Genomic DNA, 20,874 nt, shown 5'->3' with positions numbered 1-20,874 from the left:
GTACGGCGGACACGGTGCCCGGAGGCAGCAAGTGGAGTCCGACTCCCACCGCCACACGGTTCGACGTGTAGCGGTCCGGTCCTTCCCGCCCAGCGCGGGAAGTGGTGTCGCCTCGCCCGACGGCGTGGTGGCCCGCGAATGGCGACATTCGTGCACCGGTCGGTACCGGACCCCGCTGTTCACGACTCGTTCGTGGCGCGGGGTTTTCGTCGCTCGGCGGCTGTGCAGCCGTCCTGCGAACCGGTGCCGAGGGACGTCGGAGATCACAAGCGCCAGCATCGCGTGCGTAGAGGACGGCACGCGGCGCCGGGTCAAGCACCACCATCCGTCACCGCACTACCGAGGAGGCCCCATCAGCACTGAGACCCGCATCAACGATCGCATCCGAGTTCCCGAGGTCCGGCTCGTCGGACCTGGCGGTGAACAGGTTGGCATCGTGCGTGTTGAAGATGCACTCCGCCTGGCTGTCGAAGCCGATCTCGACCTCGTCGAGGTCGCACCCGACGCCCGTCCGCCGGTCTGCAAGATCATGGACTACGGCAAGTTCAAGTACGAAGCTGCCCAGAAGGCTCGTGAGTCGCGCAAGAACCAGACGCTCACGGTCATCAAGGAGCAGAAACTCCGCCCGAAGATCGACGACCACGACTACGAGACGAAGAAGGGCCACGTCGTCCGCTTCCTCGAGGCCGGGTCGAAGGTCAAGGTGACCATCATGTTCCGTGGCCGCGAGCAGTCGCGTCCCGAGCTGGGTTACCGACTGCTGCAGCGTTTGGGTGCGGACGTCGCCGAGCACGGCTTCGTCGAGACCTCCGCCAAGCAGGACGGGCGCAACATGACGATGGTCCTGGCGCCGCACAAGGGTGCCAAGACCAGGGCGAAGGCAGCAGAGGCGTCCAACGCCCCTCGCGCCACCGTGCCGCCGCCGGCCTCCGCGCCGTCGACGGTCGACGCTGCACAAGCTGCCGAGGCAGCACCGCAGGCACCGTCTGCACCAGCCACGCCGGGCGCCTGAGCGTTCCGGTTCCGCAAGCTCCACCGACCGAAGTAACACAGAACTGAGGATTCATGCCCAAGTCGAAGACTCACAGCGGCACCAGCAAGCGTTTCAAGGTGTCCGGTAGCGGAAAGATCCTGCGCCAGAAGGCCGGCCGCCGCCACCTGCTCGAGCACAAGTCCTCACGCGTCACGCGTCGCCTCGACGGTGTCGCCGTCGTGAGCCCCAACGATGTGCCGCGCATCAAGCGACTTCTCGGCATCTGACTTCTTTCCCACCCGGGCTCGGTGAGCCCCAGATCGACAGGATTTACCAGTGGCACGCGTAAAGAGGGCGGTCAACGCCCAGAAGAAGCGCCGTTCGATTCTCGAGGCGTCCAGCGGATACCGCGGACAGCGCTCACGTCTGTACACCAAGGCGAAGGAGCAGCAGCTCCACTCGCTGACCTACGCCTACCGCGACCGTCGTGCGCGCAAGGGTGACTTCCGCAAGCTGTGGATCACGCGTATCAACGCTGCAGCTCGTGCGAACGACATCACGTACAACCGTTTCGTCCAGGGCTTGAAGATCGCCGAGGTCGAGGTGGACCGCAAGATCCTCGCCGAGCTCGCCGTGTCCGATGCTGCTGCGTTCACCGCGCTGGTCGCCATCGCCAAGGCAGCACTGCCCGCCGATGTCAACGCACCGGCTGGAGAAGCAGCCTGATCAGGCACTTCGACGACTCTCCGTCACGACCCGCGGTACCGCTCACCGAGCGGACTCCGCGGGTCGTTTCGGCTGTCAAGCTCCAGCGGGGTGCCGAGCGGAAGAAGACCGGCCTCTTCCTCGCCGAGGGTGAGAACGCCGTGTCCGAGGCCGTCTCCACGGGTGTCGTCCGTGAGCTGTACGCCACCGAGAGGTGGTTCGACGAGCGTCGAGGACTGCTCGAGCAGGCGGCAGCGTCGGGAATCATGCCGCAGCTGATCACCGAACGCGCTGCGAAGTCGCTGTCGGACACGGTGACTCCTCCGGGCCTGATCGCCGTGTGCACGTCGATCGTCGTCTCCGTGGCGGATGCTCTGGCGTCCGGACCGTCGTTGATCACGGTCGCCGTGGACGTCGCCGAACCCGGCAACGCCGGCACCGTGCTCCGTGTCTCCGACGCCGCGGGGGCGGGGGCTGTCGTCTTCGCCGGCGACAGCGTCGATCCGCTGAACGGCAAATGTGTGCGCGCCTCGGCAGGAAGCGTGTTCCATCTCCCCGTCGCGAGGGAGCGGTCGGTGTCGGCAGTTCTGGACGCGGTTCGCGCGACGGGCGCGTCGGTCGTCGCGACGACGGTGGACGGCGAACTGGACCTGGACGATGCGGACGAGGTGCTGGCCGGGCCGACAGCATGGCTCTTCGGCAACGAGGCCCACGGGCTGGACCGCGAGGTGTCCGCTGCCGCGGACCACCGCATCCGGATTCCTATCCACGGCCGAGCGGAGAGCCTGAACCTGGCGACGGCCGCAGCCGTCTGTCTGTACACCAGTGCCCGCGTCCATCGACGGCGTCCGGGCGCACACGAGGCGTGATGAACCGTCGGGCCGATCACCTAGGATCGGCCCTGTCGAGTCGACCTTGTCGACCGACGCGTCGTCCCCCGAACGGGACGGGCGACATCGAGACGAAACGGAGTGTGTGGACGTGGAGCGCAACGACGGCGAGTCCGTGACCGGCGGATCAGCGCCGACGGATCAGGCGGCAGCGGATGCGGCCCTGCTGACGGACGACGCTCTGGATTCGGCCGTCGGCCGTGCTCGCACCGCGTTCGACGAGGCGACCGATGTGGACGCTCTGAACGAGGCGAAGATCCACCACATCGGGAACAAGGCGCCCCTGGCCTTGGCGCAGCGCGCCCTGGGATCACTGCCGAAGACCGAGAGGTCGGACGCCGGTAAGCGGGTCAAGACCGCCCGTGACCAGGTCAAGGTTGCGTTCGACGCCCGGCGCGAGATTCTTCTGGCCGAGCGCGACGCGGCGGTCCTGGTGGCGGAGGCGATCGATGTCACCCTGCCGTCCGTCCGTCGGCCGGTGGGCGCGCGTCATCCCATCACCGTGATCGCGGACCAGGTCGCGGACGTGTTCGTCGCCATGGGGTGGGAGGTCGCCGAGGGGCCGGAAGTGGAGACCGAGCACTTCAACTTCGACGCGCTGAACTTCCTCCCCGATCATCCTGCCCGCACCATGCAGGACACGTTCCACGTCGCGCCCGAAGGCTCACGGCAGGTTCTGCGCACCCACACCTCGCCGGTTCAGGTGCGGTCGATGCTCGAACGCGAGCTCCCCATCTACGTGGTGTGCCCCGGCCGCACGTTCCGCACGGACGAACTGGATTCCACGCACACTCCTGTCTTCCACCAGGTCGAGGGACTTGCCGTGGACAAGGGGCTGACGTTGGCCAATCTTCGCGGCACGCTGGATGCCTTCGCGCGCGCGCTGTTCGGTCCGGATACGCGTACCCGCATGCGCCCCAACTATTTCCCGTTCACCGAACCGTCGGCGGAGGTCGACGTCTGGTTCCCCCGCAAGAAGGGTGGCGCCGGGTGGGTCGAGTGGGGCGGATGCGGCATGGTCAATCCGAACGTCCTGCGGGCGTGCGGTGTCGACCCCGAGGTGTACAGCGGTTTCGCGTTCGGGATGGGTCTCGAACGAACGCTGCAGTTCCGCAACGACATACCGGATATGCGCGACATCGTCGAGGGCGATGTGCGGTTCAGCCTGCCGTTCGGTGTGCAGGGCTGATCCAGCCTTTCCGGTCGGTCACAAGACGTTTCAGCAGCGAAGAAGAGTGGAGAAGTCGTGCGAGTGCCCCAGTCCTGGCTGACCGAGGTCGTGCAGAAGGCAGCGCCCGGGTGGAGTGTCACCGCGGAGGAACTCGACGCGGGGTTCGTGTCGGTGGGCTTCGAGATCGAGGACGTCATCCCTCTGCCCCCGATCACGGGCCCTCTCGTCGTCGGTCGTGTGCGTTCCATCGAGGAACTGACCGAGTTCAAGAAGCCGATCCGCTTCTGCCTCGTCGAGGTGGGGGAAGCCGAGCCGCGCGGAATCGTCTGCGGCGCGCGGAACTTCGCGGAGGGTGACCTCATCGTCGCCGCACTTCCCGGCAGTGTTCTGCCGGGCCCGTTCGCCATCGCTGCACGGGAGACCTACGGACGGACGTCCGACGGGATGATCTGCTCGGTCTCCGAGTTGGGCATCGGCTCCGACCACTCCGGCATCCTCGTGCTGCCGGAGGGAACTGCTCGGCCGGGCGACGATGCCCGCACGGTTCTCGGTACCGACGACACCGTCTTCGACGTCAACGTGACACCCGACCGCGGCTACGCGCTGAGTGTGCGCGGACTCGGTCGGGAACTCGCATCCGGTTTCGATCTCGACTTCACCGACCCCGCCGACGCGTCCTGGCCCGTCGTCTCCGCAGATGCGTCCGAGGGTGACGCGTGGAGCGTCGAGGTGAACTCCGACTCGGGCGCGACGCGATTCGCGGCTCGACGCGTCGTCGGCATCGATCCGGCGGCAGTGACGCCGTGGTCCATCCAGAGGCGGCTGCTGCTGTCGGGAGTGCGGCCCATCTCTCCGGCTGTCGACGTGACCAACTACGTGATGCTCGAACTCGGCCAACCGCTGCACGCGTTCGACGCGGCTGCTCTCTCGGGTGGACTGGTCGTTCGCCGCGCCGCGGCGGGGGAGACCCTGCGCACCTTGGACGACGTGGAGCGCACGCTCGATCCCGAGGACGTCGTGATCGCCGACGACTCCGGAGTCGTCTCGCTCGCCGGCGTCATGGGAGGCGCGTCGACCGAGGTCGGTGCCGAGACCACGGACATTCTGCTCGAAGCGGCGATCTGGAGTCCGCTCTCGGTCTTCCGTACTGCCCGTCGCCACAAACTCCCCAGCGAGGCCAGCCGACGATACGAACGCGTCGTCGACTCGGCGTTGCCTGTCCGCGCACTCGACCGCGCGGCGTCGCTGCTGGCGTCGATCGCCGGGGGACGCGTCGAACCGCTGCTCACGGACGTCGGCGGCGCCTCGACGCCGGACCCCGTCCGTATGGAACTGGATCTTCCGGATCGCGTCGCCGGCGTCACGTACGCGAACGGCACGGCAGTTCGTCGCCTGTCCCAGGTGGGTTGCACCGTGGAGGTCGACGTCTCGGAATCCGGCCGCGGGGTCCTGGTGGTCACACCGCCGACATGGCGTCCGGATCTGCGCCAACCGGCTGATCTGGTCGAGGAGGTGCTGCGCCTCGAGGGGCTGGAGTCGATCCCGTCCGTTCTTCCGCAGGCGCCCGCAGGACGCGGACTGACCGCGTCGCAGCGTCGGCGTCGCGCTGTGGGCAGAGCACTGGCCTACACGGGACACGTCGAGGTTCTCGCTCCCGTCTTCCTTCCCGCCGGCGTGTTCGACGTGTGGGGACTCGATGCCGACGATCCACGTCGTGTCACCACCCGTGTTCTCAATCCGCTCGAGGCGGATCGCCCCGAACTCGCCACGACACTGCTGCCGGGACTTCTGGAAACGGCGCAACGCAACGTCTCCCGTGGTCAGCGCGATCTCGCACTGTTCGCCGTCGCGCAGGTCGTGCAGCCCGGCGAGGGCACACGGCCCATCGACGCCCTGGCCGTCGACCGGCGACCGACCGACGACGAGATCACCGCGCTGAAACAGTCTCTGCCCGTGCAGCCCCTGCATGTCGCGGTCGTTCTGTCAGGTGCGGTCACCGCACCCGGGCCGTGGGGCGCAGGTCGTCCGGCCGAAGCGGGGGACGCCTTCGCTGCCGCGCGCATCATCGCGGGTGCATCGGGCGTGGAGGTCGAACTCCGTGCGGCACAGCATCTTCCGTGGCACCCGGGTCGGTGCGCCGAGATCGTTCTCGACGACGTCGTCGTGGGGTGGGCCGGTGAACTGCATCCGGGTGTCCTCGAGCGCGCGGGTCTTCCGCCGCGCACGTGCGCGGTCGAGATCGATCTGGATCTGGTCCCCACGATCGAGCCGTTGCCCTCGCCGTCGATCTCGCCGTTCCCCGCTGTCCTGCAGGACGTGGCCGTGGTGGTCGACATGTCGGTACCGGCCGCCTCGGTGGAGAAGGCGTTGATCGCCGGTGCCGGTCCGCTGCTCGAGGACATCCGCATCTTCGACGTGTTCGCGGGTGAGCAGGTCGGTGAGGGCAGGAAGTCGCTCGCGTTCGCTCTGCGTTTCCGGGCGCCCGACCGTACTCTCACGGAGGCCGAAGCGAGTGCTGCGCGCGACGCTGCAGTCGCCGCTGCGACCGACGCGGTGGGAGCTGAACTGCGTCACTGAACCCGCCTGACGAATGAGCTTGCACCGTCGTGCATAATCATCGTATGGATAGTGCATCGACATCGGCAGGCTGGAAGGTCGCCGTCGCAGGCGCCAGTGGGTACGCAGGGGGAGAGATCCTGCGCCTGCTGCTCGCGCATCCGGCTGTCGTCGACGGTCGGATGACCATCGGCGCTCTGACCGCGGGGGGCAATGCCGGGTCGACGCTCGGCCGCCATCATCCGCATCTGGTGCCGTTGGCCGATCGGGTTCTGGTCGACACCACGGGCGAGGAATTGGCCGGCCACGACGTCGTGTTCCTCGGGCTCCCGCACGGTAAGAGCGCGGAGATCGCGGAGCAGCTCCCCGAGTCGACGCTGATCATCGACTGCGGTGCCGACTTCCGCTTGACCGACGCGTCGGCGTGGGACCGCTGGTACGGCGGCGAGTACGCGGGCCACTGGCCGTACGGCATGCCCGAACTCCCCGGCGCACGGGACGCGCTCATCGGTGCCACGCGTATCGCGGTGCCCGGTTGTTACCCCACCGCAGCCTCGCTCGCGATGGCACCCGCGGTTGCCGCAGGAATAGTCGAGCCGAGGGTCACCGTCGTCGCGGTCAGTGGTACGTCCGGTGCTGGAAAGGCCCCGAAGCCCGACCTGCTGGGTTCCGAGGTCATGGGGTCGGTGCGGGCCTACGGGATAGCCGGCGCACATCGGCACACGCCGGAGATCCGCCAGAACCTGTCGGCGATCGCCGGAACGGACGTCGTCGTCTCCTTCACCCCGGTGCTGGCTCCGATGCCGCGGGGAATCCTGGCGACGTGCACGGCGCCCACCACGGTCACGGCCGGCGACGCGCGAGCGGTTTACGAGGAGTTCTGCGCGGACGAGCCGTTCCTCCATCTCCTGCCGGAAGGCCTTCTGCCGCAGACCGGTTCGGTGGTGGGATCCAATGCCGTCCACCTCCAGGTGTCGGTCGACGAGGACGCCGGCGTGCTGGTGGTGCTCTCCGCGATCGACAACCTGACCAAGGGCACCGCCGGTGCCGCTGTGCAATCGATGAACCTGGCCCTCGGTCTCGCCGAGACCGACGGCCTCTCGACCGTAGGGACGGCGCCATGACGCAGGAAGAACCCACCCGGAGTCACGGCGTCCTCGTCCGGACGCAGGGTGTCACCTCGGCTGCCGGGTTCCGGGCTGCAGGTGTCCCGGCGGGACTCAAGGCCAAGGGCGGGCCGGATGTCGCACTGGTGTTGAACGAGGGGCCCGACCTCGCAGCGGCCGGAGTCTTCACCACCAACAAGGTGAAAGCCGCCCCCGTGCTGTGGTCCCAGCGGGTCCTGACGTCCGGCGCCCTGCGCGCGGTCGTCCTGAATTCCGGCGGAGCCAACGCCTGTACCGGCGCTCCGGGCTTCCAGGACACCCACCGGACCGCGGAGCACCTCGCCGCCACACTGAGCGACTGGGGAACAGAGACCGGTGCCGGCGAGATCGCCGTGTGCTCCACCGGACTGATCGGTGACCGGCTCCCGATGGACAAATTGCTGCCCGGCGTGACGTCCGTCGTGCACGAGCTTGCGGGCGGGATCTCGGGCGGTACCGACGCGGCGTACGCGATCATGACGACCGACACCAAGCCCAAACAAGCCGCGATCCATCACGAGAACGGCTGGAACGTCGGCGGAATGGCCAAGGGCGCAGGCATGTTGGCGCCCTCGCTGGCGACGATGCTCTGCGTCGTCACCACCGACGCTGTCGCCACCTCGGACCGACTCGATCGTGCACTTCGCGCGGCCACGGCGATGTCCTTCGACCGGCTGGACGTGGACGGTGCGACGTCGACGAACGACACGGTGCTGTTGCTGGCGTCCGGTGCCAGCGGTGTCGAGGCGACGCAGGAGGAGTTGGACGCTGCCGTGCTGGCCGTGTGCGACGACCTGGCCGACCAGTTGATGGCCGATGCCGAGGGCGTCACCAAACGTATCCGCATCACGGTGGGGGGAGCGGAGTCCGAGCACGACGCTCTGGTCGCTGCCCGGACCATCGCGCGAGATTCTCTGGTCAAGACGGCTCTCTTCGGCTCCGACCCCAACTGGGGACGCGTACTCGCCGCGGTGGGTATCGCACCGGTTGCTCTCGACCCGGACCGGATCGTCGTCTCGTTCAACGGCAGTCCCGTGTGCGTCGACGGTATGGGCGCGCCGGGTGCTCGCGACGTCGATCTGTCGGCCGTCGACATCACGGTCGACGTCGATCTCGGTGTGGGGTCCGCAACCGCATCCATTCGAACGACCGATCTCTCGCACGCCTACGTCGAAGAGAACTCGGCGTACTCGTCATGACACGCTCGGACGACACGGTCGGCGATCCGCACGAGACCGCCCGAATTCTCGCGGGTGCCTTGCCCTGGTTGCAGCAGTGGACCGGCAAGGTGGTCGTGGTCAAGTACGGCGGCAACGCGATGGTCGACGACCGGCTCAAGGCCGCCTTCGCCGCCGACATGGCATTTCTGCGCACAGTAGGCATCCACCCCGTCGTCGTACACGGAGGCGGGCCGCAGATCACTGCCATGCTGTCCCGTCTGGGACTCGTGGGGGAGTTCCGCGGCGGATTCCGTGTGACGACGCCCGAGGTCATGGACATCGTCCGCATGGTGCTGTTCGGGCAGGTGGGCCGCGAGCTCGTCGGGTTGATCAACGCGCACGGCCCGTTGGCGGTCGGTATCTCGGGCGAGGACGCGCACCTGTTCACCGCCACCCGGCGCTCGGTGATGGTCGACGGTGTCGCCACCGACATCGGACTGGTGGGTGACGTGACCAGTGTGAACCCCGGTGCGGTGCTCGACCTGATCGCCGCCGGACGCATTCCGGTGGTCTCGACCATCGCGCCCGACGCCGACGGTGTCGTGCACAACATCAATGCCGACACCGCAGCCGCGGCGTTGGCCGAGGCACTCGGCGCGCAGAAGTTGGTCATGCTCACCGATGTCGAAGGCCTGTACACGAACTGGCCGGACCGCGGTTCCCTCGTGTCCGAGATCGAAGCCGACCTGCTCGACGAGCTGCTGCCCTCGCTCGACGCCGGAATGGTGCCGAAGATGGAAGCGTGCCTACGCGCCGTACGTGGTGGCGTTCCGAGCGCCCACGTGATCGACGGCCGACTCGAACACTCCGTGCTCCTCGAACTCTTCACCGGCGAGGGCATCGGAACCATGGTCCACGAGGGCGAACACGAACTGGCGACGAGAGGACGAGCATGACGAGCACGGAGATGCTGCAGCAACGCTTCTCGAATGCGTTGATGAACAACTACGGCGTGCCCCGTGTCGCCCTTGTCGGCGGCGCGGGCGCGGTGGTGACCGACGCGGACGGCAAGGAGTACATCGACTTCCTGGCCGGTATCGCCGTCAACATCCTGGGTCACGCGCATCCGGCGATCATCGACGCGGTGAGCGCCCAGTTGTCGACCCTGGGCCACACGTCGAATCTGTACGCGGCCCCGCCGTCGATCGAACTGGCCGAGCACCTGCTCGAGCACCTCGGTCATGCGGCCGGTGGTGACGCGCGAGTGTTCCTGTGCAACTCCGGAACCGAGGCCAACGAGGCAGCGTTCAAGATCGCGAGGCTCACCGGACGCCCGAACATCATCGCCGCGGAGAACGCGTTCCACGGTAGGACGATGGGCGCCCTGGCGCTGACGGGTCAACCCGACAAGCGTGCACCGTTCGAACCGATGCCCGGCGGCGTGTCCCATGTCCCCTACGGCGATGTCGCTGCGCTGGAGGCTGCCGTCGACGAGAACACCGCCGCGGTGTTCCTCGAGCCGATCATGGGCGAGGGAGGTGTCGTCGTTCCTCCGGAGGGATATCTGACGGCGGCGCGGGAGATCACGGCGCGACACGGCGCCTTGCTGATCCTGGACGAGGTCCAGACCGGCATCGGCCGCACCGGATGGTTCTACGCCCATCAGCGTTTCGGCATCGTGCCCGACGTGATCACGTTGGCGAAGGGTCTCGGTGGTGGCCTGCCGATCGGTGCCTGTATCGGAATCGGCCGCGCCGCAAGCATGCTGACCCCCGGCAAGCACGGCACCACGTTCGGCGGCAATCCGGTTTGCTCCGCCGCGGCGTTGGCCGTGCTGCGCACCATCGCCTCGGACGATCTGCTCAGTCGGGCCGACCGACTGGGCAAGAACCTGCGCAACGACATCGAGGCCCTCGGGCATCCCCTCGTCGACCATGTCCGGGGAGCCGGACTGTTGCTCGGCATCGTGCTGACCGAACCGGTGGCGGCGTACGTGGAGACCGAGGCCCGGCACGCGGGCTTTCTGGTCAATGCCGCGCAAGCGAACGTCATCCGGTTGGCCCCGCCCCTGATCATCACCGACGAGCAGGCATCGGCCCTCGTCCAGGCACTACCTGCCGTCCTCGACCGCGTATCTCGCACCGCCGCGGAACAGGCCACCAGCACGGAGGCAACGTCATGACACTGCGGCACTTCCTGCGAGACGACGATCTGACACCGGACGAGCAGTCCGAGATCCTCGCTCTCGCAGCAGAACTCAAGAAATCCCCGTTCTCGATGCGACCACTCGAGGGTCCCCGAGGCGTCGGAGTCATCTTCGAGAAGAACTCGACGCGAACGCGTTTCTCGTTCGAGATGGGTATCGCCCAGCTCGGTGGACACGCCGTCGTCGTCGACGGCCGCAGTACACAACTCGGCCGTGAGGAGACTCTGCAGGACACCGGCCGGGTGCTCTCGCGGTACGTCGACGCCGTCGTGTGGCGCACGTTCGGACAGAAGCGGCTCGAGCAGATGGCGTCCGGTGCCAGTGTGCCGATCGTCAATGCGCTGTCGGACGACTTCCATCCGTGTCAGATCCTCGCGGATCTGCAGACGCTCGCCGAGCGGAAGGGGTCGCTGAAGGGTCTTCGCCTGTCCTACTTCGGCGACGGCGCCAACAACATGGCGCATTCGTTGATGCTCGGCGGCGTGACGGCCGGAATCGACGTCACGATCGCGGCGCCGGAAGGGTTCGTTCCCGATGCCGCGGTTCTCGCGGCGACCCGCGCTCGCGGTGAACAGACCGGTGCGAACGTCACCGTCACCACCGATCCCGTCGCCGCCGCAACCGGAGCCGACGTTCTGGTGACCGACACCTGGACGTCGATGGGCCAGGAGAACGACGGCCTCGATCGCGTCGGCCCGCTGCGGCCGTTCCAGGTGAACGAGGCGCTGGTGGACCACGCCGACTCGGAGGCGCTGGTGTTGCACTGCCTTCCCGCGCACCGCGGCGAGGAGATCAGCGACACGGTCATCGACGGACCCCGCAGTGTCGTCTGGGACGAAGCCGAGAACCGACTCCATGCCCAGAAAGCGGTCCTGGTCTGGCTTCTCGAGCGTGCGGGTCGTCGGACGCCGTGATCGTCGACGACGCCGGATCGGTGCGATCCGAGCCTGCGGGCCCGGTGACCTCCTCCACACGCGCGGGGCGTCAGGCCCGCATCGTCGTGCTGTTGTCGACGCACCAGGTCCGGTCCCAGCCCGAGTTGCAGACTCTCCTCGCCGCGGAGGGCATCGACGCCACCCAGGCGACGCTGTCCCGCGACCTCGACGAGCTCGGAGCCGTCAAGCTCCGTGCCGCGGACGGGGGAGCGGGCGTCTACGTGGTCCCCGAGGACGGGAGCCCGGTCCGAGGCGTGTCCGGGGGCACCGACCGACTGTCCCGACTTCTCGGGGAGTTGCTCGTCTCCACGGATGCGAGCACCAACATGGCCGTTCTCCGCACGCCGCCCGGCGCGGCGCATTATCTCGCGAGCGCACTCGATCGTGCGTCCCTGCCCGAGATTGTGGGAACGGTCGCGGGAGATGACACCATCTTCGTGATCGCACGCGAACCGATGTCGGGACGCGACATCGCGGACCGCATCGAACACCTTGCACGCTGACCACATCCAGCACGCTCATATATCGAACACAACGAAGGAGCACATACCTCATGGCCGAACGCGTCATCCTCGCCTACTCCGGTGGTCTCGACACCTCTGTCGCCATCAGCTGGATCGGCCGCGAGACCGGCAAGGAGGTTGTCGCCGTCGCGATCGATCTCGGTCAGGGTGGTGAGGACATGGAGGTCATCCGTCAGCGCGCCCTCGACTGCGGCGCCGTCGAGGCCGTCGTCGTCGACGCGCGCGACGAGTTCGCCGACGAGTACTGCCTCCCGACCATCCAGTCCAACGCGCTCTACATGGACCGGTACCCGTTGGTCTCCGCGATCTCCCGTCCGTTGATCGTCAAGCACCTGGTGGAGAACGCCCGCTCGCACGGCGGCACGGTCGTCGCTCACGGCTGCACCGGCAAGGGCAACGACCAGGTCCGGTTCGAGGTCGGCTTCAACACCCTCGCGCCCGAGCTCGAGGTGCTGGCGCCCGTGCGCGACTACGCCTGGACGCGCGAGAAGGCCATCGCCTTCGCCGAGGAGAACGCGATCCCGATCAACGTCACCAAGAAGTCGCCGTTCTCCATCGACCAGAACGTGTGGGGACGCGCCGTCGAGACCGGCTTCCTCGAGGACCTGTGGAACGCGCCGACCAAGGACGTCTACGATTACACCGAGGACCCCACGGCCAACTTCAACGCACCCGACGAACTGGTACTCACCTTCGACAAGGGGCGTCCCGTCGCGATCGACGGACGTCCGGTCTCGGTGCTCGAGGCCATCCAGGAACTGAACACGCGCGCCGGCAAGCAGGGCGTCGGCCGACTCGACGTGGTCGAGGACCGCTTGGTGGGAATCAAGAGCCGTGAGGTGTACGAAGCTCCGGGCGCCATGGTCCTCATCCGTGCGCACGAGGAACTCGAGCACGTCACCATCGAGCGTGAGCTGGGTCGGTACAAGCGCCACACCGACCAGAAGTGGGCCGAGCAGGTGTACGACGGCCTGTGGTTCTCACCGCTGAAGGGTGCGCTCGACACGTTCGTCCAGCACACGCAGGAGCACGTCACCGGTGAGATCCGCTTGGTGCTGCACGCAGGAACGATCGTCGTCAACGGCCGCCGCAGTGGCGAGTCGCTGTACGACTTCAACCTGGCCACCTACGACGCCGGTGACACGTTCGACCAGTCGTCGGCGAAGGGCTTCGTGCAGTTGCACGGTCTGTCCGCGAAGATCGCAGCGAGTCGTGATCGCGGGGCCGTCGCTGCGCAGGGTCAGTCGGACCTGTGACCTCACCCGCTCACGGCACCAACGCCGGCGCTCTCTGGGGTGGCCGTTTCGCGTCGGGTCCGGCCGAGGCGATGGCGACACTGAGCAAGTCGACACACTTCGACTGGGTACTGGCGCCGTACGACATCAGGGCGTCGAAAGCTCATGCTCGCGTGCTGAACTCGGCCGGACTGCTCACTGCCCCGGATCTCGAGGCCATGCTCGCCGGACTCGATCGGCTCGCCGCCGACGTCGAGTCCGGCGCGTTCGGGCCGGCCGAGTCCGACGAGGACGTGCACGGTGCCCTCGAGCGTGGACTGATCGAGCAGGTAGGACCTGAGCTGGGTGGCCGGTTGCGTGCGGGTCGATCCCGCAACGACCAGGTGGCGACCCTCTTCCGCATGTGGCTCCGCGATGCCGTCCGTCGTGTGTCGGCCGGTGTTCTCGATGTCGTGGGCGCACTCACCGAGCAGGCCGTCGCACATCCGGATGCCGCGATGCCGGGGAAGACCCACTCCCAGGCGGCGCAGCCGGTCCTGCTCGCGCATCACCTGCTGGCACACACCCACCCGCTGCTGCGCGACGTCGAGCGGTTCCGTGACTTCGACGGTCGTGCGGCCGTGTCGCCGTACGGGTCCGGGGCTCTGGCCGGGTCGTCTCTGGGCCTGGATCCGGAGAAGATCGCGGCCGAGCTCGGATTCAACGGGTCGGCGGAGAACTCGATCGATGCGACCAGTTCCCGCGACTTCGCCGCCGAAGCCGCGTTCGTCCTGGCGATGACGGCGGTCGACCTCTCCCGACTGGCGGAAGAGATCGTGTCGTGGAGTACGCCCGAATACGGATACGTGACGCTTGCCGACGCGTGGTCGACCGGCAGTTCGATCATGCCGCAGAAGAAGAACCCGGACGTCGCCGAACTCACGCGCGGCAAGACGGGTCGTCTGATCGGCAATCTCACCGGGTTGTTGGCGACGCTGAAGGCGCAGCCGTTGGCGTACAACCGGGATCTGCAGGAGGACAAGGAGCCGGTGTTCGACTCGGTCCTCCAGCTCGAGATGCTCCTTCCGGCCCTCACCGGCCTGGTCTCGACACTGACGTTCGACACCGATCGGCTCCGTCAGCTCGCCCCGGCCGGTTTCACGTTGGCGACGGACATCGCCGAGTGGCTGGTGCGCCAGGGGGTTCCGTTCCGCCACGCGCACGAGGTTGCGGGGGACTGCGTTCGCCGCGCCGAGGCTCGTGGCGTCGGACTCGACGAGCTGACGGACGAGGAGTTCGCGGAGATCGATTCCGCGCTGACCCCGGATGTGCGCGCCGTCCTGACCGTCGACGGATCCATCGGATCTCGCGACAGCAGGGGCGGCACCGCACCGGTTCGAGTGGCCGAACAGATCTCGGTCGTCGTCGGCCTCACGGCACAACTGAGGACCTGGACGACCGCCTGACGCGCGGTACCCGGACGAGCCGTTCTCGGCGTCGGACGGGTATGAGACGCTAAGCCCGTATCGACCTAGTTCGTCGGGGGACACGAGGGTCGAGCAGGAACGCGTCGAGGAGTTCAGTTGCTGGGTATCGATACCGGGTCGGTCGCGACATCGTTGCGACGTGTCGTCGCGACGGCGCAGAACGGTCTCGAGGTCATCCGACTCGGGGGGCTCGAGACCGACGCCGTGCCGTCGGAATTCACCGTGGTGGCGCGGGACCGCATGTACCGGCTGCGGCGCTACTTCCCGGAGTCGGACCAGACGGGACCACCCGTCGTTCTGGTACCGCCGATGATGATGTCCGCCGACGTGTACGACGTGACCCGCGATCAGGGCGGCGTCGGCATCATGCACGAGGCCGGCCTCGATCCGTGGGTCGTCGACTTCGGTTCTCCGGCCACCGAAGAGGGTGGGTGGAACCGCACGCTCGCGGACCACATCGTCGCCATCAGCGAGATCATCGACATCGTCGCCGACCGTACGGGTCGCGACGTGCACCTCGGTGGCTACTCGCAGGGCGGGATGTTCTGCTACCAGGCGGCTGCCTACCGATCGAGCCGCAACATCGCCAGCATCATCACGTTCGGAAGTCCCGTCGACACACTGGCGGCTCTGCCACTCGGCATCCCGGCCAACGTCGCGACGAAGGGAGCCGAGTTCCTGGCGGAGCACGTCTTCACCCGTCTGGACGTGACGGACTGGATGGCGCGCACGGGCTTCCAACTCCTGGACCCGGCGAAGACGGTCAAGTCGCGTATCGACTTTCTTCTGCAACTGCACGACCGGGATGCCCTGCTGCCGCGTGAATCGCAGCGTCGGTTCCTGGCGATGGACGGCTGGGTGGCGTGGTCGGGTCCCGCGGTCGCCGAGCTTCTGACCCAGTTCGTCGTGCACAACCGCATGATGACCGGTGGATTCTCCATCCGCGGCAAGGTCGTGTCGCTGGCCGAGCTGACGATGCCGATTCTCGCGTTCGTGGGCGAGGTCGACGACATCGGTCAGCCGCTCGCCGTCCGCGGTATCCGCAAGGCCGCACCGCGTGCAGAGGTGTACGAGGCCGGTCTTCGTGCGGGCCACTTCGGTCTGGTGGTCGGAAGCACTGCGGCAACGCAGACGTGGCCGACGACATCGGCCTGGATCCGCTGGCGCGAGGGACTGGGGCCGCGTCCGATCGAAGCGCAGGAGATGGCGTACGACGAGCATCCTGCGTCGGAAAGCGGTGTGTCGGTGGCGAACCGACTGGTCCACACGGCCGCCACCATCGCGGAGGTCGGTCTGGGGCTCGGCCGAGGGTTCGCCTCGGCGGCCGCCGGTGCTGTCCGTGGATCTCGGGAGATCTCGTCCGAGGCGGCGCGCACGTTGCCCCGACTCGCGAGACTCGGTCAGCTGCAACCACATTCACAGGTGTCGCTCGGTCGTCTGCTCGCTGAACAAGCACGTCGGGCGAGTCAGGGCGAATGCTTCGTCTTCGACGATCGCGTGTACTCCTACTCCGCCGTGGACCAGCGCATCGACAATGTCGTCCGCGGCCTGATCGTCAACGGGGTGCGCCCCGCGATGCACGTCGGTGTGCTGATGGAGACCCGCCCCAGCGCTCTCGCGGCGGTGGCGGCGTTGTCACGCATCGGCGCGGTCGCCGTCATGTTGCAACCCTCCGGGGATCTGTCCGCGGCGATCAAGCTGGGCCGCGTCAGCCTGCTGATCGTCGATCCGGACAACCTGGCCGGCTCGGCTGCCTACGGACTCGATGTCCTCGTGCTCGGCGGCGGGGAATCCCGTTCTCTCGACATCGACGACGAGGACGCTGTGGTCGACCTCGAGCAGATCGACCCGTCGACAGTGGAACTGCCAGGGTGGTACGTACCCAACCCCGGTCGCGCACGTGAGCTGGCGTTCGTCCTGTTCAGCGGCACCGAGGATGCACTCGACGCCAAGTTCATCACCAACTACCGATGGGCATTGTCGGCTTTCGGAACCGCGGGTTCCGCGGGTCTGTCGCGTAGCGACACCGTGTACTGCCTCGCGCCTTTGCACCATTCGGCCGGGCTACTGGTCGCCGTCGGTGGTGCGCTGGTGGGAGGCTCGCGCATCGCGTTGTCCCGCGGACTCGAACCCGAGCGCTTCGCCGACGAGATCCAGCGCTACGGCGTCACCGTCGTCTCCTACACCTGGACGATGATGCGAGAACTGCTCGACTACCCGGGATTGCCCCACCGGGGACAGCACGCGATCCGCCTGCTGATCGGTTCGGGCATGCCGACCAACCTGTGGCGACGGAGCCTGGAGCGGCTCGCGCCCGCCCGCGTGCTCGAGTTCTATGCCTCGACCGAGGGTGACGTCGTGCTGGCGAACGTCGCGGGGACCAAGGTCGGCGCCAAGGGTCGACCCCTTCCGGGAAGTGCTCGCGTCGCGCTCGCTGCCTACGACCCGGTCTCCGGCCGGTACCTGGTGGACGATCGTGGCTTCGTGCGACAGAGCGAACCGGGGGAGCCGGGGCTGCTTCTCGGGCGCCCCGGCCTGGACGACGCCAGTGGTGCCTTCATGCGAGGTGTCTTCAGCGCCGGCGACGTGTGGACCCCCACCGAACTGCTGTTCCGACGCGACGAGGGCGGGGACTACTGGCTGCTGGGACACAAGCGGTCCATCGTCGCGACCGCGCGCGGTCCGATCTACCCGCAACCGATCGTCGACGCCATGGGTGATGCGTCCGCGGTCGATCTCGCTGTCGCCTACGGAATCGGCGACCACGGGTCGCAGTGGTCGATCTGTGCTGTGACCGTGCGCTCCGGCGAGAACCTCACGGCGGCAACCGTTTCGGAGGCGCTGTTGGCCCTCGATCCGGCAGAACGGCCCGACCTGGTGCACGTGGTAAAGGACATCGCGCTCAGTCGGGCGTTCCGTCCTCTCGACGTTGCGCTGCGCAGTGCAGGTCTTCCGGCGCCGGGTGTGAAGACGTGGTATCTCGCGTCGTCGTCGGGGGAGTACAAGCGGCTCACCAAGGCAGTGGCGGCGGAGCGGTTCTCGGTTCCGCAGTAAGGTCGCAGGCATCCGTCAGGTCGATTCGACCGACCCCGATTCGAGGAGTCCCGTTGAGCGTCGATGCTCGCCTTCACAGCATCCTTGCCTGCCCGCAGGACAAGGGCCCGCTGTTGCTCATCCAGGACGAACTGCTCTACAACCCGCGTCTGCGGCGCGTCTACCCGATCGAGAACGGAATTCCCGTGTTGCTGATCGACGACGCGCGGGACGCCGACGAGGCAGAACACGCCGATATCGTCGCCAGGGCCGTCGAACCGGCAGCCGTCGCCGACTGACCGTCGGTCGGAGACGGGCGATGGAGAGCTCACTCGAGAGTGCACTCGCATCGGCCGACCCGGTGTCGGCTGCGCGTCTGCTTCTGGGTGGGGTGATGACGTCACGCGGCGTCACGATCCGAGTCGTCGAGGTCGAGGCGTACGGCGGTGACCCCGACGGCCCCTGGCCGGACCCGGCCGCACACTCTTTCCGCGGGCCGACGCCCCGGAACGCTGTGATGTTCGGGCCGGCCGGGCGGTTGTACGTCTATCTCAGCTACGGCATGCATCTCTGCGCCAACATCGTCTGCGGGCCCGAGGGAACAGCGGGAGCTGTCCTCATCCGTGCAGGTGAGGTCATCGACGGTCTTTCTGTTGCGCGTGGTCGCCGTCCCGCTGCGCCGATCCCCGGTATGGCTCGCGGTCCCGGCAACGTCGGCAGTACTCTCGCGCTCTCCCTCGGTGACAATGCGTGCCGTGTCGCCCGTGCAGGGTCCGAGGTCACCTTCACCGCACCCGACGTCGTGACGACCGACGTCCGGTCCGGCCCACGAGTCGGGGTGTCGACAGCGGCCGACAGACCGTGGCGCTTCTGGCTCCCGGATTCACCCTCCGTGTCGGCGTATAGGCGGAGTCCACGCGCACAGTCTCCGGGGGCCGAGACACCGAGGCCGCCGTCCACGTGACAGCGCGGATACGGGAAGATCGTCCGGTGAGCATCATCGAGGACCTGACCTGGCGTGGGCTGATCGCCCAGTCGACCGACATCGACGCGTTGTCGACCGCGACGACCGATGACGGCCCGATCACGCTGTACGCGGGATTCGATCCGACCGGCCCGAGTCTGCATGCAGGCCACCTGGTGCCGTTGCTGGTCTTGTCCCGCTTCCAACGTGCAGGCCACCGACCCGTCGTTCTCGCAGGTGGAGCGACCGGATTGATCGGTGATCCTCGGGATGTCGGGGAACGTGTCATGAACTCGACCGACACGGTCGCCGAGTGGGCTGACCGCATCAAGGGTCAGTTGTCCCGGTTCGTCGACTTCGAAGGGCCTGCGGGCGCCGTCATCGTCAACAACCTGGACTGGACGGCTCCGCTGTCGGCCATCGACTTCCTTCGCGACATCGGGAAGCACTTCTCGGTCAACGTGATGCTGGCGCGGGACACCGTGAAGAAGCGACTCGAGTCGGACGGCATGTCCTACACGGAGTTCAGCTACATGCTGCTCCAGGCGCAGGACTACCTGCATCTGCACCGGGAGCACGGATGCTCACTGCAGGTGGGTGGGTCGGACCAGTGGGGAAACATCGTCGCCGGCATCGATCTGACCCGTCGGATGGACGGTGATGCGGTGCATGGATTGACCGTTCCGCTGGTGACCGCCGCCGACGGGACCAAGTTCGGGAAGTCCACGGGTGGCGGAAGCCTGTGGCTGGATCCGGAGATGACATCGCCGTACGCCTGGTACCAGTACTTCGTGAATACCGCGGACGCCGACGTCGTCAAGTACCTGCGGTGGTTCACGTTCCTCGACCGTGACGAACTCGCGGAACTGGAGACCGCCACTGCCGAGAAGCCGCAGGCACGACTCGCCCAGCGGCGCCTCGCTGCGGAGATGACGACCCTCGTCCACGGTGAGGCCAACACGACCGCGGTCGAGCTCGCCAGTTCTGCGTTGTTCGGCCGAGGCGAGCTCCGTGATCTCGACGCTGCCACTCTCGCTGCCGCGTTGTCGGAAACCGATGTCGCGGAGATCGGCGCTGGGGAGACCCCGACGATTGTCGACCTCCTCGTCGAGACCAAGTTGTGCGACAGCAAGGGGGCTGCGCGACGCGTGGTCAAGGAAGGCGGGGTGTCGGTCAACAACCAGAAGATCGGCACTGAGGACTGGGTTGCCGGCGCAGACGACTTTCTCCACGGCGAGTGGCTGGTGGTGCGACGCGGCAAGAAGAACATGGCAGGAGTGCGGCGTCTGTCCTGAACGGATGGGTCCCGGTGTTCGGCGTCACATGGCCGTCCGGGATCCGACTGACCGGGCGCCGGCGCCCGTGATGCGTCCGACCTGCTCGTTCGTGACCCCGACGCAAGGATGACCTGCGGATTTGACGCACTGTTATCCGTCGCGTAACTTTCTTCAAGTCAGAGCGACACGGACACCAGCCAGGCCCGCAAGGCCTGGAGTTATGGTAAGCCCGAGACGCGAATGACTGCCTACTTCGTACTCCGATCGCGGTCCTTGACCAAGGCGATCGGACGCGGTTAGGCTGGAACGGTTGCCCCGGATCCTCCCGCTGTGTGTGGGTGGTGGTGGTGTGTGCGTGTTCTTTGAGAACTCAACAGTGTGTCGATGAATGTCNGGTTAGGCTGGAACGGTTGCCCCGGATCYTCCCGCTGTGTGTGGGTGGTGGTGGTGTGTGCGTGTTCTTTGAGAACTCAACAGTGTGTCGATGAATGTCAGTGCCAATATTTTGTTTTGGTTTGCTGGTTCTTCTCCTTCTTCCCGTCGGGGAGGGACCGGTTCTTTTTTGTCAGCAATGGAGTTATTGCTGGCGTGAGTTTTATTGCTGGATTTGGCTCTCTAGTTTTCATTGACTTCC

General features: G+C 67.0%; 18 protein-coding genes. All 18 read left to right on the top strand.

Translation table 11 applies throughout. From position 1 onward, the window contains the following. The first annotated feature begins 352 nt into the window (after window positions 1-352). The 18 genes from infC to tyrS all read left to right on the top strand — a co-directional run bounded on the left by infC (window position 353) and on the right by tyrS (window position 20,258). Complete coding sequence (gene infC / locus ASG64_RS00095) at window positions 353-1,012, top strand: translation initiation factor IF-3 (protein WP_156148794.1); 660 nt, start codon at window positions 353-355, stop codon at window positions 1,010-1,012. Window positions 1,013-1,065: 53 nt separating this feature from the next. Then, a complete protein-coding gene (gene rpmI / locus ASG64_RS00090; protein WP_042573330.1) occupies window positions 1,066-1,260 on the top strand; it encodes a 50S ribosomal protein L35 in 195 nt (64 codons plus the stop codon). Window positions 1,261-1,309: 49 nt separating this feature from the next. Further along, window positions 1,310-1,699 (top strand): 50S ribosomal protein L20, encoded by a 390-nt coding sequence (rplT, locus tag ASG64_RS00085; protein WP_042573331.1) that lies wholly within the window; start codon window positions 1,310-1,312, stop codon window positions 1,697-1,699. Beyond that, a complete protein-coding gene (locus ASG64_RS00080; protein ID WP_056072345.1) occupies window positions 1,699-2,547 on the top strand; it encodes a TrmH family RNA methyltransferase in 849 nt (282 codons plus the stop codon). The genes rplT and ASG64_RS00080 overlap by 1 nt, the downstream gene beginning before the upstream one ends. A gap of 136 nt (window positions 2,548-2,683) precedes the next feature. After that, window positions 2,684-3,757: a phenylalanine--tRNA ligase subunit alpha gene (gene pheS / locus ASG64_RS00075; RefSeq protein WP_156388309.1), complete on the top strand. Its 1,074-nt coding sequence runs from the start codon at window positions 2,684-2,686 to the stop codon at window positions 3,755-3,757. 57 nt (window positions 3,758-3,814) lie between these two features. Beyond that, window positions 3,815-6,316, top strand: a complete 2,502-nt coding sequence (gene pheT / locus ASG64_RS00070; protein WP_056069004.1) for a phenylalanine--tRNA ligase subunit beta — start codon at window positions 3,815-3,817, stop codon at window positions 6,314-6,316. A gap of 44 nt (window positions 6,317-6,360) precedes the next feature. Beyond that, window positions 6,361-7,419 carry an N-acetyl-gamma-glutamyl-phosphate reductase gene (argC, locus tag ASG64_RS00065; RefSeq protein WP_056069002.1) on the top strand — a complete coding sequence of 353 codons (1,059 nt, stop codon included), beginning with the start codon at window positions 6,361-6,363 and terminating at the stop codon, window positions 7,417-7,419. Further along, window positions 7,416-8,639: a bifunctional glutamate N-acetyltransferase/amino-acid acetyltransferase ArgJ gene (argJ, locus tag ASG64_RS00060; protein WP_056068999.1), complete on the top strand. Its 1,224-nt coding sequence runs from the start codon at window positions 7,416-7,418 to the stop codon at window positions 8,637-8,639. The genes argC and argJ overlap by 4 nt, the downstream gene beginning before the upstream one ends. Beyond that, window positions 8,636-9,556, top strand: coding sequence for an acetylglutamate kinase (argB, locus tag ASG64_RS00055; protein ID WP_042573335.1), 921 nt, complete (start codon window positions 8,636-8,638; stop codon window positions 9,554-9,556). The genes argJ and argB overlap by 4 nt, the downstream gene beginning before the upstream one ends. After that, complete coding sequence (locus tag ASG64_RS00050) at window positions 9,553-10,782, top strand: acetylornithine transaminase (protein ID WP_056068996.1); 1,230 nt, start codon at window positions 9,553-9,555, stop codon at window positions 10,780-10,782. Before argB ends, ASG64_RS00050 begins: the two co-directional genes overlap by 4 nt. After that, the gene (gene argF, locus ASG64_RS00045) at window positions 10,779-11,720 is read left to right on the top strand and encodes an ornithine carbamoyltransferase (protein ID WP_056068993.1); all 942 of its coding nucleotides are present in this window, start codon (window positions 10,779-10,781) and stop codon (window positions 11,718-11,720) included. Before ASG64_RS00050 ends, argF begins: the two co-directional genes overlap by 4 nt. 44 nt (window positions 11,721-11,764) lie before the next feature. Beyond that, a complete protein-coding gene (locus ASG64_RS00040) occupies window positions 11,765-12,244 on the top strand; it encodes an arginine repressor (protein WP_235579446.1) in 480 nt (159 codons plus the stop codon). 50 nt (window positions 12,245-12,294) lie between these two features. Beyond that, on the top strand, window positions 12,295-13,521 hold the full coding sequence (locus ASG64_RS00035) for an argininosuccinate synthase (RefSeq protein ID WP_042573338.1): 1,227 nt from the start codon (window positions 12,295-12,297) through the stop codon (window positions 13,519-13,521). Next, window positions 13,518-14,945 (top strand): argininosuccinate lyase, encoded by a 1,428-nt coding sequence (gene argH, locus ASG64_RS00030; RefSeq protein WP_056068990.1) that lies wholly within the window; start codon window positions 13,518-13,520, stop codon window positions 14,943-14,945. The genes ASG64_RS00035 and argH overlap by 4 nt, the downstream gene beginning before the upstream one ends. A 117-nt stretch (window positions 14,946-15,062) precedes the next feature. Next, window positions 15,063-18,020: an AMP-binding protein gene (locus tag ASG64_RS00025; RefSeq protein WP_056068987.1), complete on the top strand. Its 2,958-nt coding sequence runs from the start codon at window positions 15,063-15,065 to the stop codon at window positions 18,018-18,020. Window positions 18,021-18,073: 53 nt separating this feature from the next. Then, complete coding sequence (locus ASG64_RS00020) at window positions 18,074-18,298, top strand: Trm112 family protein (protein WP_042573341.1); 225 nt, start codon at window positions 18,074-18,076, stop codon at window positions 18,296-18,298. Between the two features lie 20 nt (window positions 18,299-18,318). Beyond that, window positions 18,319-18,963, top strand: a complete 645-nt coding sequence (locus tag ASG64_RS00015) for a DNA-3-methyladenine glycosylase (RefSeq protein WP_056068984.1) — start codon at window positions 18,319-18,321, stop codon at window positions 18,961-18,963. A 26-nt stretch (window positions 18,964-18,989) separates the two neighbouring features. Next, window positions 18,990-20,258 carry a tyrosine--tRNA ligase gene (tyrS, locus tag ASG64_RS00010; protein ID WP_056068981.1) on the top strand — a complete coding sequence of 423 codons (1,269 nt, stop codon included), beginning with the start codon at window positions 18,990-18,992 and terminating at the stop codon, window positions 20,256-20,258. The last annotated feature ends 616 nt before the right edge of the window (window positions 20,259-20,874 follow it).

Origin of the sequence: Rhodococcus sp. Leaf247 (genome assembly GCF_001426185.1) — a bacterium.
Lineage (GTDB): Bacteria > Actinomycetota > Actinomycetes > Mycobacteriales > Mycobacteriaceae > Rhodococcoides.
The sequence above is the reverse complement of the archived record's forward strand: the minus strand, read 5'-3'. Positions and strand labels throughout refer to the sequence as shown.